A 12,478-nucleotide genomic window follows, 5' to 3' on the forward strand; every position below is an offset into this window, starting at 1 on the left:
TCCAGTGCCTCTGTGCGCCCGTCGCGTGTCATGGACAAGCTGTTTTTGTGCTGAAAGAGTTTAGTTTCGGGTCGAAACCCAGTCAAAGCGGGTTTTCCCTGCCGGGCTTGAGGCGCGATCCGGTTCACCTATGAACCTGCTTTCAAATATTGGATTCCTTAGTTTTCATTCGATCACTTTGCCTGCGTATGCATGCGGCAGGCCTCCGCATAAACACGGATTACGTCGCGGACCTTGCTGTAAATAAGGCTCATGGGCGATGCATCGATCGACCCCCGCCTCACCTGCCAGTATTGCTCCGGCAGATAGCGGCTGATGAGGTTTTCCCGTATGCCGATGTTCGCGAGGTTCGCCACCAGCTTGCGCGTCGCCTCATCGATATCATGGTCGGACCAGTAGTAGCGCACGCGGTCGCTATAGCTATAGGTTCGCAGCAACCGCTTCTCCGCGTCGCTGCCGTGATAGTACTTCTCCCAGTTGTTGGGTTTCGCGCGCATCACGCGTTCGACTATCTCACGCAGATTCGACCGGATATTCGGCGCGAGGAGTTCGCACTCGATGTCCGCCAATGCATAAAGCGCTTCACGCAAAGCGAAGGTTACGCCCGGTCCCACCTTGAGAATGGCGAAGCCATCATCGACCAGCGCCGAGAGCGCCTCGGGCTTTTGATAATCGGTGGAATGCGCTTCGAACACGATACCCGGTAGCCTTTCGAGCACCTTGGAAAGTCCGCTTGCAAGCGCGGGGGCGTAGTCGACGACCCTCGTATGATCGAACTCCACGCCGGGTTGAACGACAAGTCCCACCACACGCTCCCACGCCGCGCCGAGTCCGCGTGCATCCCAAGCCTTGCGATGCACGGCGACGGTTTCGAGCGCAGCGCTCGCGTGCGTAACCTCCACGGTGGCAAGTTCTTCCGATGCACCGCCCGGAACGGGCACTTCAGTGCCGATGATATACACCGGACCTTCGGCGAGCCCCACGCGCGCGGCAGCCGCTTCGGCGACGGCGCACATACGCGCGGCACGTTCGGCCACGACCTCGTCGGATAGACGCGCGGGGTCATCGGCGCAGGGCATGCTTGCATCGAGATGGAGCTTTCTGAAACCTGCGGCGGCATAAGCATCGATCAAGGCATCGGCGCGTTGCATGGCATCTTCGGCAGGCAGATTACGCCATGCGTTAGGGCCTAAATGATCGCCACCGAGAAGCAATCTATGGCGATCAAAGCCCATGCGATCGGCAAGGCCATGCACGAAGCGAACGAAATCCGCAGGCTTCATGCCGGTGTAACCACCATACTGATCCACCTGATTCGACGTCGATTCCAGGAGCAAGGGCGTGTCGTCATCGAGCGCCTGCTTCATCGCGGCTTCGATCACCCAGTGATGCGCCGAACAAATCGAATAGATGCCTTTCAGGCGCCCGGCGGCGCGCTCGTCGCCGGTCAAGCGCGTGACGATGTCAGTCATGCTTTGCCTCCGATGTCGCGGCGATGAACGCATCGAGTTCGGCAAGTGTCGCCGTGCCTTCCATCGGACCACGGAACGTCACGGCCCGCGCGCCCGCCGCGCTTGCATACTTGAGGGCGCGCTCCACGGAAAAGCCCTGCGCGCGGCACGCAATGTATGTCCCGCCGAAGCAATCGCCCGCGCCGGTAGGATCGACCTCCGTAACCGACAATGCCGCGAAGTGGCTCGCGTGATTGCCGTCGTAATGACTACAGCCGTCCTTGCCGCGCTTGATGACGACCTCGCGCACGCCGCGCGCAAGCAGTTCGTCGATTGCGCCTTGCTCCGTTCGCGCATTCGCAAGCAGCATTACTTCGTGGCCGCTCGGAAGAAACACATCGGTGTAGTCGAGAATGAAGTCGAGCGCCTCGCGCATCTCCGGAATGCGCAGCATTTCCTTGCGAATGTTTGGATCGAAGCTAACCGTACCGCCGTTTGCCTTCACGGTCTCGATCACCTTCTTCATCGCCTCGATGATGCGAAACGAGAACAGCGATGAGCCCATCACATGAAAGTGACCACACTCTTTCAGCAAGTGCTCGCGGATCTCGCCGACTGACAAATGCCCCGACGCGCTATTCGCAATGTTGTAGATGAAGTCGCGGTCGCCGTCTTCGCGATACGTCACGAAGGCACTACCTGTCGTCGCGGATTTGATCACGGAGATGCCCGACACATCGACGCCGTCGTCACGCAACCGTTCGACGTTGAGCACGCCGAAGTCGTCGTCGCCGACGCAGCCGATGATCGCGCAACGACTGCCCGACTTCGCCACCTGATCGATGAAGATGGCAGGCGCGCCGCTCGCATACGGTCCCATCAACGTGCCTGGCCGGCGAAACGACTGCCCGATTTGAGTCGCCAGGATTTCGACGAGGATCTCGCCCATCGTTACGATGTAGCCGGTGCGGCCGGCCTCTTGCGCTTGAGCTTGAGCTTCGTCCATGGCGTTCTTTGGTCAGGATGCCAACAAGGCAGATTGACGTTCAGGGCGTACCGCGCTTTCAACTTAATTCTGCCTAAACTCCAGAATGCCGCTATCCCTTCGCTGCAATTGCAGACCGTTGCGCGACACGGTGTCGAGCGTCGGCGAATCGATACCGTCATCCATTATCAACGTGTCGATATCTGCCACGCTTGCGAAGACTTCGCCGTTGCGCTCGTCGAGCAGCGGCTGATAAGCGACGACGACCGTCCGCTTGGCCGTACGTCTTGCCGCTTGCGCAACGCGCGCCTGTGCAGGGTCGGCAGCCAGCAGATTGCCATCGCGATCGAGCCCCGACGCCTGAAGAATGCACAGATCGAGCGAATGACGCGCCACCGATGCCTCGGCGTCGGGTCCAGTCATCGCAGTTGCGCCATGCTCCAGTTGGCCGCCGGTCAGAAGTAACTCGCAATGCAGAAAGCGCTGCGCCATGCCGCCGACCGCGACGTCCTGCACGAGAAGCGACAGGTTGGCGCGGTCCGACAAAAACGGAATGATCTTGTGAATGATCTCTCCCGCTCCCAGCAAGAGTGCTTCGTGATCGCCCACGGCTTCAGCGGCAATTCGCGCGATCATGCTCTCGGACGCCTTGCGCGTGGCGCCATCCGACGCCGGCACGAGAATATCGTCGCCCGTTTTCTGCACGAGATAGCGCGCCTTGCCAAACGAGCGCAGCAAATAACGCTGCTGCTCGAGATACGTCAGATCACTTCGAATGGTGACGCTCGAAACGTCGAACGCCTGACTGAGTTCCTCGACAGACACTTCGCCGCGCTTGCGCACAAGTTCGACGATCTGCAGCCGCCGCTTAAGCGAACTCTTGTTGGTGAGCATCGAATCGTCGAGTCGAAATGTCTTTTGTTCCGTAAGAGTCTAGTTTCGATTCGAAAGAACGTCAAAGGCATTTCCCTTCGTGATCCGTAGGTGTTTTCCCGCTTGGTACTTAGCGGTTTTTTGCTAATGCGCCGCGCAATGTCATTACCGTGCTCGCGACGCTCGCCACGAATTTGCCGTCTTCGCGCTGAATGTCGCATCGGTAATGACTGATGGTCCTGCCGCGATGCTCGGCCCATGCGCGCGCCGAAAGCCTCGATTTCCACACGGGGCGCAGAAAGGTCGCCCTCAGGTCGATGCTCGTGAAGCTCTCCTCGATGTCCATCACAGTGGAATGCGCCGTGCCGATAGCCGCATCGGCGAGTTCGCACAAAAGACCGCCGTGCACGGTGCCTTGTTGATTGCCGTGAATGGCGCAATCGGCATCGAGCTCGATAACGGCCAGCGCTTCGCCTATTTCGACGATGCGAAACTTGAGCAGCGCCGATATCGCGGTGGGATAACGCATGTGCGTGACGGTATCGGCAGTGAGGCTGCCGTCTAGTTGACGCTTCAGGAACTCGAGGACGGGAACGTGGCGGTGTGCGCTATCGGTCATGTCGGCTCCAACTCGGTGTTTTTCCGACAATAATCGCTTAAACTAGGACAATCAAATAATTGTCCTACATACACATGAGCGCAACGACACAGGTCAGGAAAGTTGCAGCCACGCTCGAAGCCGATATACGCAATGGCAAACTGCACCCGGGAGCGCTATTGCCCACGCATCGGCAGCTTGCCACGCGTTACGGCATTGCCATCGCGTCGGCGACCAAGGTCTATGCGGAGCTGAAGTCGTTGGGTCTAGTTGTCGGCGAAACCGGTCGTGGCACCTTCGTGCGCGACCGGCCGCAAAAACGCGAGTGGGATATCGGCGATGAAGCGCGGCTTTCAGGCAGCACCGCCGATCTGTCGTTCAATCATCCAACGTGGCCGGGTCAGACCGACCTATTGCGCTCGATGTTGCGCGAACTCGCATCTTCAGGCGACCTTGCCGCGCTCATGCGTCAGCAACCGCCTGGTGGCCGGCTTCATGAGCGCGCCATTGTCGCCAAGTTTCTGGCCAAGGCGCGTGGAATTCGCGTGGAAGCCGAGCAAATCTTCTTAGTGCTTGGCGCGCAGCAAGGTCTCGACATCACGACGCGCGCACTGCTCGAGCCGCACGATTCCGTTGCGGCTGACGCGCTGACTTATCCGGGATTCAAGATGCTCGCGCATACGCAAGGCCGCGATGTGCACGCGATCCCCACCCTGGATGACGGTCCCGATCTCGACGCGCTCGACAAGCTATGCCGCCGTCACCGCATACGCGCGATCTACACCATGCCAACCGTGCACAATCCGCTCGGCTGGGTGCTGTCGGCTAAACAGCGTCATCGTTTGGTCGAGATCGCACGGCGTCACGACTGTATGTTGATCGAAGACGCCGCCTACGCGTATCTCGTGAACGACGCACCGCCGCCGCTCGTGGCGCTGGCGCCTGAGCGAACGGTGTATGTATCGAGTTTGGCCAAGAGTCTCGCAAGCGGCCTGCGCTTTGGCTTTATTGTCGCGCCAGAAGACTGCACGAGCCGCATCAAGGCCACGATCCGCGCAAGTTACTGGAGCATGCCGAGCATAGTCACTGCGATAGCCACGCGCTGGATGGCCGACGGCACCGTCGCGCGGCACGAAGTCATGCTGCGCCGCGAAGCGCGCCGCAGACAAGCGATCGCGCGAGACGTGTTCGCGAACATGGAGATGCTCGCGCACCCGTCCTCGCTGTTCCTCTGGCTACGCTTGCCAGAAGACTTGCGCGCGGATCGCGTAGCGACGGCGCTGGCTTCGCAGGGTATCGCCGTATCGAAAGCAGAGTCCTATGCGACGACGCGGCATGCACCGCGAGCCTTACGTATAGGCTTGAGTTCAGTGCCCATGGAAATGCTCGAACACGTACTGAAGCAGGTACGCGACACCATCGAGCACTTTCCAATCTGAGCGCTTTGGCCTTTAGACCAGCGCCTCGGCTTGACGCGTGCGCGGCAACATGCGTTCGAACTCACGCTTGACGATGCCGTAGCATTCGCACGCACGCTCTTCCAGACCGGCGCGGTCGAGCACCTTGATACAGCCACGGCTGTGATGGATCAGGCCCGCGTCGTGCAGCTTGCCTGCGGCTTCCGTCACGCCTTCGCGACGCACGCCGAGCATGTCCGCGATCATTTGCTGCGTCACGCGCAGTTGATCCGACGGGGTGCGGTCCGTTTGAATCAGCAGCCAGCGGCACAGTTGCTTCGAGAGCGAATGGTGACGATTGCAAGCGGCCGTTTGCGCGACTTGCGTCAGCAGGGCTTGCATATACAGCAGCATCACACGACGCAGAAAGTCCGACTTGCCGAAGTGTTCACGCAAGGCGCCCGCGCTCATGCGATACGCAAAACCCGCGCACTGCACTTGAACGCGCGTCGGCATGGTGTCGCCGCCCGTGAGCACCGGAACACCCGTCATGCCTTCACGGCCCACTGCCGCGACTTCCACCGAGCCGCCGTCTTCCATCGTATGCAGAAGCGAGACGATAGCCGTGGTCGGGAAGTACACGTGGTGAATGCGTTGTCCGGAATCGCAAAGCAACTGTTCCGTGCGCAACTGGACGAGTTCGAGATGAGGAGCGATTGCTTGCCATTCTTGCGCCGGAAGCGCGCCCAACAAATGGTTGCCGTGCAGGTCTGATTGAAGGCTCAACATGATTTGACTTTTTGGTCTGTGCGCATTGCGCTGTGCTTTTTTCTGGCCACTTGAGGTTTCGTGATCGCATCTGACGGCGATCATCGAAACCTCAGGGCCAGCCCCGTAGCACCGTTAGCCGCTTGTTCGATTCCCGTTCGCGACTATCTACCGTGCTTTGTCATACATAAGCGAGAGGCGTGCCAGGAGCCCTCAATCCTCATACCAGCAAGGCGTCAGCCGGAATGTGCCGGGCCATACGAAGTGCGGCCGATGAAAAATGATTCAGTTTCGAACACGTTAAATCGCCGCTTAATGATCCTGCTTACATTTCAAGCGTCTTTCAGTGTTTCTCGAATACCGGTTTTAGCGTTTGCGCGCCTTTATCGGCCAGTGGTGCTTTTTTAATGGCAATGTTTTTGAGCCCGTTAAAGACTTGCTTCAAAATTGTTGCAGTGCTGCACGATAGACGCGCGCTGAAACCAAGATAGGGAAGAACTAGACTGCAGAACGCCCCGCCGAGGCAGGCGGTGCAAGCAATTGCGGCATCTCGGCGGCCCGAGCGCCTTGAGGAGAAGGGATGACAAAACCCGGCCAAAATTGTTGCATTGCAGATACCCGCTCTCGTTTTCGCCTGCCGACAACCTTCTGTGAAGAACCGCCGAATCACATCTGGATTCAAGTTTTGCGGAAACAATTCCGCCTCACGGGTGGTAACTCTGTCGTTTTCATACATCAGGCGAAAGAAATTTTTACGGAATATTTTGCCGAAAGTGACTTTTTCAACGATCAAAGGCCTGAGCAGCATTTTCTTGAACCAGCGGAAATATTTACGATTGATCAGACTGGAAGCGTCACTGGCGGACCCATATTTCGTCCATGTGAGAAGATTCTTTCTCCGGACAGGACGCCAATAAAGTATTTATCTTCTTTCCATAAACGTTTGCCTACTCAAAAAAGTCCGATCGCAAAGGTTTGCCTCTGTAACATTGTGTTGCATGACAAATGGAATCGCCTCACAATCGGTTCCGTGCTCTGAAACAACTGATGTTTCCGACACTCCCCGTCACAGTCAACTTCGGTCCAACGCCATGACGCACGACAGCCAAACCCTCGATTCGATTCGTGAATTGAACCTGTCTTATCTGCTGCTTGCGCAGCGTGTGCTGACCGAAGACCGGGACGCGGCGCAGGCTCATCTCGGCCTGTCCGCCGAAATGGCTCAAACGCTGACGCAGTTGTCGCCCGACCAGACCGTGCGGCTGGCTTCGTCGTCGCAACTGCTGTGCTTCTTCCGCCTTGGCGGCCATGCGCTGCTCACAGGCCTCGCCAGTCTCACGGAACGCGCGCAAAGCGCTTCTGCCGCATCCAACGCATCGCTTCTGGTGGCCTGAACATGAGCACGACTGCATCGACGAAGAGTCTCGCCGACGACGCAAGCCAGGTGCTGCGCGCGGTTACGCTGATCAAACTCGGCGCACGCATGCAAGTGCTCGAGTCGGAGTTTCCGAAGCTCTCGCGCGACCGTCTCATTCGCCTCTATCGCGAAGTGAAGGGTGCTTCACCGCCCAAGGGCATGCTGCCCTTCTCCGCCGACTGGTATCTGACATGGGGGCCGAACATCCATGCATCCATGTTCGCCAATGTCTATGCGTTTCTCGAAGCCAACAGCCGCGAACTGGACCGCGTCGATCTCTTGAGCCGCGCCTATGGTCTTTATGCCGAGCATTTCACGATGCAAGGCGAGCCGCTGCAAATGGACCTGACGCGCGCATGGACGCTGGTGCGCTTCAAGGAAGCCGGCATGCTGCGCCTCGCGGGCTGCAAGCGCTGCCACGGCAAGTTCGTGGCGCACTCGCAGGACATCACGACCGGCATGGTCTGCGGAATCTGCCAGCCGCCGTCGCGTGCAGGCAAGACCAAGGCGGCGAAGGCCGCGCGCGAAGAAAGCGCCGCGTTGCAGGCGCGTGCCGCATAACACCAAGCCTTCTTCCAAGGTCATTCGCATCGCAGTTCCTCGGGCAAAGTGAGAGACTTCTTCGTGTCTCTCACCGCTCACATGGCCGTCTCACGCCAGACCAACACATGGAACTGCGCCATCTTCGTTACTTCATTGCCGTTGCCGAATTGCGCAGCGTGCGCGCCGCGTCCGAGCATCTGCATGTCACGCAGCCCGCCATTTCCCGGCAGATTCAAGATCTCGAACAGACCATCGGCGCGACGCTTTTCGAACGCACGCCGCGCGGCCTGAAGCTGACCGCTGCCGGCATCGCCTATCTCTCCGAAGCACGCGCGATCCTCGCCCATGTCGATGCCGCGAACCGGCTCGCGCATCGCATGGCATCGGGCGAACAAGGACGTTTGCGTGTGGGTTTCGTCGAGAATGCATCGTGGAGCGGTCTCGTGCTGTCCGCGCTCAACGCGTTTCAGCAGAACGCTCGCGACATAGCGCTCGAATTGCAGCCGATGAACACGCCCGAGCAACTCGATGCCATCGCCGCCGAACGGCTCGAAGGCGGCTTTTGTTACCGCTTCGGCGCGCTGCCCGATGGCTTCGCCAGCATCCGGCTGCTCGAACAGAACGTGGTGCTTGCGGTGCCCGAGCAATGTCCGCTCGCCGCGCAAGCCAGGGTGCGTGCAAGCGAGCTTGCCGCGTTGCCGTTCATCGCGTTTCCGCGACACGTCTATGCGGCCTACTATGACCGCCTCATCTCCGCGTGCGCCGAGCGCGGTCTCACGCTGAATATTCGCCAAGAAGCCTCCACCGAAACCGCGATTCTCTCGCTCGTGGCGGCAGGCGTCGGCGCGGCGCTCGTTAATGCGGCCAATCGCGAACGTCCGCCCGCACGCGTGCGCTTCGTCGAAGTGGAGGACCTGTCGGTGTCGTTGCCGCTCGAATTCTGTTTTCTTGCGCAGCACGGCAGCGCGGCATTGCAACGCTTCATCGAAATGCTCGAAGCGCAAAAGCACCCTGAAGCGTGATGCCCTGAAGGCATCGCCCGCTGCAGAAAACGGCATTGGCCAGCGGATATTTCGTCGGCAATAGTGGATACGAACCTACTCGATTCGAGATCCGCTCATGTCCACTACAGCCTCGCTCATTGCAACCGATATCGACTACGAACGCCACGGTTTTCAGACCGGCACACTGCGTCTACCGTGGTCGCATGACCGTTCCGCATACGGTCATATCCCCATTCCGCTCGCCGTCCTGAACGCGGGCGACGGCCCCACGGTGCTTCTTACCGGCGGCAATCACGGCGACGAATACGAAGGCCCCGTCGCGCTGATGAAGCTCATGCAGCGCATGCCATCGCTTTCGATTCGAGGTCGTATCATCGTCATACCGGGGCTGAATTTTCCGGCGTTCGTGAATGGCTCGCGCACATCGCCTATCGACGGCGGCAATCTCAACCGGCTCTTCCCCGGCTCACGTCACGGCAAGCCGACCGAGATGATTGCGCATTATGTCGAGACAGAACTGCTGCCGCGCGCCGATGTCGTCATCGACCTGCACGCGGGCGGCGCGAGCTTCGAACATGCGCCGACACTGCTTGCATCGCCGCCATCGGGCGATGCCGCACGTCGCGCGCGCTATCTCGATCTGGTGCGCGCGTTCGGCGCGCCCTACACCATGATCATGGATCTGCTCGGCGAGGATCGCACCTTCGCAGCCGCGGCCGAACGCCACGACACGCTCTTCCTATGCGGCGAATTCGGCGGCCATGCCGGTTGCGACGCGGCGAATCTCGCTATCGTCGAAAGCGGTTTGCAGCGCGTGCTGCATCGCCTCGATGTATTGCACGATGCCGCGCACGATGCGCCGCCCAGGACGCGTTATCTACGCGTGGAAGGCACGCAGCATTACGTGTATGCGCCGCATGCGGGCGTCTTCGAACCCGCCTTCGCCTTGAACGACGAAGTGCGCTCGGGTCAGCTCGCGGGCCGTCTCTTCGATCCACAAGAACCGTGGCGCGCGCCGCGCGACATCGCATTTCGTGGCGATGGTCGCGTGATGTGTGCGCGCACCTTTGCCCGCGTCGAAGCTGGCGATTGCATTGCGCTTCTTGCCGCCGAAGCATCCCTCGACTGATTTCAAGGAGCATTCGCATGAGCGCTCATCCGCTTGCGTCGGCTTCTAACGCCGATGCCCCGCTCGACGTCCGTCATCCGCTGTACGTCGTGCTGTTGTTCTTCACGTGCTTCGCGTTTTCGTATCTGGACCGTCAGATCGTCAGCATTCTCGTGCAGCCGATCAAGCTCACGCTCGGCATCACCGATACTCAAATCGGCCTGCTGCAAGGCTTCTCGTTCACCATGTGCTATGCGACTGCGGGTGTGTTCGTCGCGCGTCTCGTGGATCGCGCTAATCGCGTCAGGCTGATCGCCATATGCGTCGCGATCTGGGCCATTTCCACGGCTCTTTGCGGCTTCGCGACGAGCTTCACCGAACTGCTGTTCGCGCGCGCGGGAACCGCCATCGCGGAAGCGGCGCTGAGTCCTGCGGCGCTCTCCATCTTCAGCGATATCTTCGCGCCGCGTAAGGTCGCGCGAGCGAGCAGCGTCTTCATGCTGGGACCGTATATCGGCGGCGGGCTTGCACTCTTCGGCGGCGGCATGCTGCTATCCGCCGCTGGCGGCGACGTGAGTACATGGCTCGCCGCGCATGGCTTTCAGCCGTGGCAAGCGGTTTTCGTGCTCGTCGGACTACCGGGACTCGTGCTGGCAGCACTCGTTGCCTTGACGATTCGCGAGCCGGCAAGACGCGAAGCCACGACTATCAGCATCGCCAATACGGATTTTGATGAAGCCCTGCCCTCGCTACGCGAAGTGCTCGCCGAACTGTTCGTGCGCAATCGCTTCTGCGCACCGTACTTTGCCGCTTATGTCGCGCTCATCACGCTGTTCTATTCGCATGCCGCGTGGTTTCCCACCTTGCTCATGCGGCACTTCCATCTTGCGCCCGCCATGGTCGGAAAGATGGCCGCGCCTGCTTACATGACCGGCGGCATAATGGGCGTGGCGCTTGCTGGCATGCTCGCCGCGCGCGTCACCGACGAACGCACGCTACACAAAGTCCTCATGCTGTCGACATGCGCCGTTACCGCGCTGGTGCCCGCCGCCATCGCCATGCCGCTCGTGACCAACAGCACGCTCGCGATTTTGCTCTACGGCGCATGCGCGCTCGCCGCGAGCATTGCGATGGCGCTCGCCCCTGTGCCGCTGCAAATCGCCGTGCCTAATCGCATGCGCGGCCGTTCGATCGCGCTGCTCGTCTTCATGACCAATGCGATAAGCGGCGGCGTCGGTCCGCTCGCGGTAGGCTACCTCAACGAGCATCTCGCGGGTGCGCATGCCGGCTTAGGCACGACGCTCGCCATCGTCGGCGGTGTATCCGCGCTTGCGAGCGCCCTGCTTTACGCATTGGCGACGACGCGCATTGCATCGACTACGAGGAAGAACGCATGAACACAGCGCTCGACTGGCGTCTTAATGAAATGCGGGTCACGCGTATCGACGAAACGGAATTTTCGTTAAAGGCCGACGTGCTGTTTCCCAACGAAGATTTGGCGAGCATCGGTTCGGACAATCAGCAAGTGACGCTACGCACACATCTATGGGTCGTCGAGATCGACGGGCTGACGCTCGTGGTGGATACGGGCATCGGCAACGGAAAGCCAAGACCCTTCAGTGCGCTATTCGACCGGCTCGACAACCCTGTGCTGCAGCGTTTCGAAGCGGCGGGCTTCGACCGGCATCGCGTGGACTATGTGCTGCTCACGCATTTGCATGTCGATCACGTCGGCTGGAATACGCATTGGGAGAACGGGCGCTGGACGCCTGTGTTTCCCAACGCGACTCATGTATTCGGCGAACGTGAGCGCGCGTTTTTCGACACGCCCGCGGGCGCACCGCGACGCATGGTGTTCGATGACAGCGTTGCGCCTTTGATCGATGCGGGCATCGCGCTTACCGTGCCGGACGAAGGCGCAATCCTTCGCGAAGGCATCCGGTTTTGGCCAACCTTCGGGCATAGCGCGGGACACATGGCGATAGAGATAACGTCCGGCAACGAGCGTGCGCTCTTCTCGGGCGATGTCATGCATAGCCCGTTGCAAGTATCAAGACCGCAGTTCGGTTCGACCTTCTGCCTTCGACCTGATCTTGCACGCGCTTCGCGCGAATGGCTCTTGAACCATGCAGCCGAGACGAATGCAACGGTCTTTCCCGCGCATTTCCCGATGACCTCAGCAGGCAAGGTGCAGCGCATCGGCGATGAATTCGTCTGGCGCTATCTTGCGTACAACGCGAGCCATTGAGCTTGCGCTAAAGCGTCGTCATGCCCATGCCTTGCGGATACGCTTCGTATCACAGCGTATCCGCATCCTGGAGCGACACACGCCGA

At 59.9% G+C, this 12,478-nt stretch carries 13 protein-coding genes; 7 read left to right on the top strand and 6 right to left on the bottom strand.

Annotated elements, in window-relative coordinates:
- Nucleotides 1-173 precede the first annotated feature (173 nt).
- From ACYQ47_RS12765 to ACYQ47_RS12780, 4 genes are all read right to left on the bottom strand, one after another.
- Nucleotides 174-1,472, bottom strand: a complete 1,299-nt coding sequence (locus ACYQ47_RS12765; RefSeq protein ID WP_459905575.1) for a D-tagatose-bisphosphate aldolase, class II, non-catalytic subunit — start codon at nucleotides 1,470-1,472, stop codon at nucleotides 174-176.
- Nucleotides 1,465-2,457: a tagatose kinase gene (locus ACYQ47_RS12770; RefSeq protein ID WP_459905576.1), complete on the bottom strand. Its 993-nt coding sequence runs from the start codon at nucleotides 2,455-2,457 to the stop codon at nucleotides 1,465-1,467. Before ACYQ47_RS12770 ends, ACYQ47_RS12765 begins: the two co-directional genes overlap by 8 nt.
- A 63-nt stretch (nucleotides 2,458-2,520) precedes the next feature.
- A complete protein-coding gene (locus ACYQ47_RS12775) occupies nucleotides 2,521-3,330 on the bottom strand; it encodes a DeoR/GlpR family DNA-binding transcription regulator (RefSeq protein ID WP_250494942.1) in 810 nt (269 codons plus the stop codon).
- 109 nt (nucleotides 3,331-3,439) lie between these two features.
- The gene (locus ACYQ47_RS12780; protein WP_250494941.1) at nucleotides 3,440-3,928 is read right to left on the bottom strand and encodes a PaaI family thioesterase; all 489 of its coding nucleotides are present in this window, start codon (nucleotides 3,926-3,928) and stop codon (nucleotides 3,440-3,442) included.
- A gap of 74 nt (nucleotides 3,929-4,002) precedes the next feature.
- Between ACYQ47_RS12780 and ACYQ47_RS12785 the strand changes: the two genes are divergently transcribed.
- Nucleotides 4,003-5,346 carry an aminotransferase-like domain-containing protein gene (locus tag ACYQ47_RS12785; protein WP_459905577.1) on the top strand — a complete coding sequence of 448 codons (1,344 nt, stop codon included), beginning with the start codon at nucleotides 4,003-4,005 and terminating at the stop codon, nucleotides 5,344-5,346.
- A 12-nt stretch (nucleotides 5,347-5,358) separates the two neighbouring features.
- On the opposite strand, the gene ACYQ47_RS12790 is transcribed toward ACYQ47_RS12785, so the two are convergent.
- Both ACYQ47_RS12790 and ACYQ47_RS12795 read right to left on the bottom strand, forming a co-directional pair.
- Nucleotides 5,359-6,093 carry a Crp/Fnr family transcriptional regulator gene (locus ACYQ47_RS12790; RefSeq protein WP_244831764.1) on the bottom strand — a complete coding sequence of 245 codons (735 nt, stop codon included), beginning with the start codon at nucleotides 6,091-6,093 and terminating at the stop codon, nucleotides 5,359-5,361.
- A 322-nt stretch (nucleotides 6,094-6,415) separates the two neighbouring features.
- Nucleotides 6,416-6,880 (bottom strand): hypothetical protein, encoded by a 465-nt coding sequence (locus tag ACYQ47_RS12795; protein WP_459905578.1) that lies wholly within the window; start codon nucleotides 6,878-6,880, stop codon nucleotides 6,416-6,418.
- Between the two features lie 283 nt (nucleotides 6,881-7,163).
- Here ACYQ47_RS12795 and ACYQ47_RS12800 point away from each other — a divergent pair, with 283 nt between their 5' ends.
- The 6 genes from ACYQ47_RS12800 (at nucleotide 7,164) to ACYQ47_RS12825 (ending at nucleotide 12,392) form a co-directional block, all read left to right on the top strand.
- Nucleotides 7,164-7,466: a flagellar transcriptional regulator FlhD gene (locus ACYQ47_RS12800; RefSeq protein ID WP_459905579.1), complete on the top strand. Its 303-nt coding sequence runs from the start codon at nucleotides 7,164-7,166 to the stop codon at nucleotides 7,464-7,466.
- Nucleotides 7,467-7,468: 2 nt separating this feature from the next.
- A complete protein-coding gene (gene flhC, locus ACYQ47_RS12805) occupies nucleotides 7,469-8,050 on the top strand; it encodes a flagellar transcriptional regulator FlhC (RefSeq protein WP_244831767.1) in 582 nt (193 codons plus the stop codon).
- 107 nt (nucleotides 8,051-8,157) lie between these two features.
- The gene (locus ACYQ47_RS12810) at nucleotides 8,158-9,054 is read left to right on the top strand and encodes a LysR family transcriptional regulator (RefSeq protein WP_459905580.1); all 897 of its coding nucleotides are present in this window, start codon (nucleotides 8,158-8,160) and stop codon (nucleotides 9,052-9,054) included.
- A 97-nt stretch (nucleotides 9,055-9,151) separates the two neighbouring features.
- Nucleotides 9,152-10,165, top strand: a complete 1,014-nt coding sequence (locus tag ACYQ47_RS12815) for a succinylglutamate desuccinylase/aspartoacylase family protein (protein ID WP_250527439.1) — start codon at nucleotides 9,152-9,154, stop codon at nucleotides 10,163-10,165.
- A gap of 17 nt (nucleotides 10,166-10,182) precedes the next feature.
- Complete coding sequence (locus ACYQ47_RS12820; RefSeq protein ID WP_459905581.1) at nucleotides 10,183-11,541, top strand: MFS transporter; 1,359 nt, start codon at nucleotides 10,183-10,185, stop codon at nucleotides 11,539-11,541.
- Nucleotides 11,538-12,392 carry an MBL fold metallo-hydrolase gene (locus ACYQ47_RS12825; RefSeq protein WP_459905582.1) on the top strand — a complete coding sequence of 285 codons (855 nt, stop codon included), beginning with the start codon at nucleotides 11,538-11,540 and terminating at the stop codon, nucleotides 12,390-12,392. The genes ACYQ47_RS12820 and ACYQ47_RS12825 overlap by 4 nt, the downstream gene beginning before the upstream one ends.
- Nucleotides 12,393-12,478: the final 86 nt, after the last annotated feature.

It is taken from the genome of Caballeronia sp. HLA56, assembly GCF_054655155.1.

Bases quoted from the DNA above. Each gene is read 5' to 3' on its own strand.
- ACYQ47_RS12765 (WP_459905575.1), bottom strand. From the start codon at position 1,472: ATGACTGACATCGTCACGCGCTTGACCGGCGACGAGCGCGCCGCCGGG.
- ACYQ47_RS12770 (WP_459905576.1), bottom strand. From the start codon at position 2,457: ATGGACGAAGCTCAAGCTCAAGCGCAAGAGGCCGGCCGCACCGGCTAC.
- ACYQ47_RS12775 (WP_250494942.1), bottom strand. From the start codon at position 3,330: ATGCTCACCAACAAGAGTTCGCTTAAGCGGCGGCTGCAGATCGTCGAA.
- ACYQ47_RS12780 (WP_250494941.1), bottom strand. From the start codon at position 3,928: ATGACCGATAGCGCACACCGCCACGTTCCCGTCCTCGAGTTCCTGAAG.
- ACYQ47_RS12785 (WP_459905577.1), top strand. From the start codon at position 4,003: ATGAGCGCAACGACACAGGTCAGGAAAGTTGCAGCCACGCTCGAAGCC.
- ACYQ47_RS12790 (WP_244831764.1), bottom strand. From the start codon at position 6,093: ATGTTGAGCCTTCAATCAGACCTGCACGGCAACCATTTGTTGGGCGCG.
- ACYQ47_RS12795 (WP_459905578.1), bottom strand. From the start codon at position 6,880: ATGCTGCTCAGGCCTTTGATCGTTGAAAAAGTCACTTTCGGCAAAATA.
- ACYQ47_RS12800 (WP_459905579.1), top strand. From the start codon at position 7,164: ATGACGCACGACAGCCAAACCCTCGATTCGATTCGTGAATTGAACCTG.
- flhC (WP_244831767.1), top strand. From the start codon at position 7,469: ATGAGCACGACTGCATCGACGAAGAGTCTCGCCGACGACGCAAGCCAG.
- ACYQ47_RS12810 (WP_459905580.1), top strand. From the start codon at position 8,158: ATGGAACTGCGCCATCTTCGTTACTTCATTGCCGTTGCCGAATTGCGC.
- ACYQ47_RS12815 (WP_250527439.1), top strand. From the start codon at position 9,152: ATGTCCACTACAGCCTCGCTCATTGCAACCGATATCGACTACGAACGC.
- ACYQ47_RS12820 (WP_459905581.1), top strand. From the start codon at position 10,183: ATGAGCGCTCATCCGCTTGCGTCGGCTTCTAACGCCGATGCCCCGCTC.
- ACYQ47_RS12825 (WP_459905582.1), top strand. From the start codon at position 11,538: ATGAACACAGCGCTCGACTGGCGTCTTAATGAAATGCGGGTCACGCGT.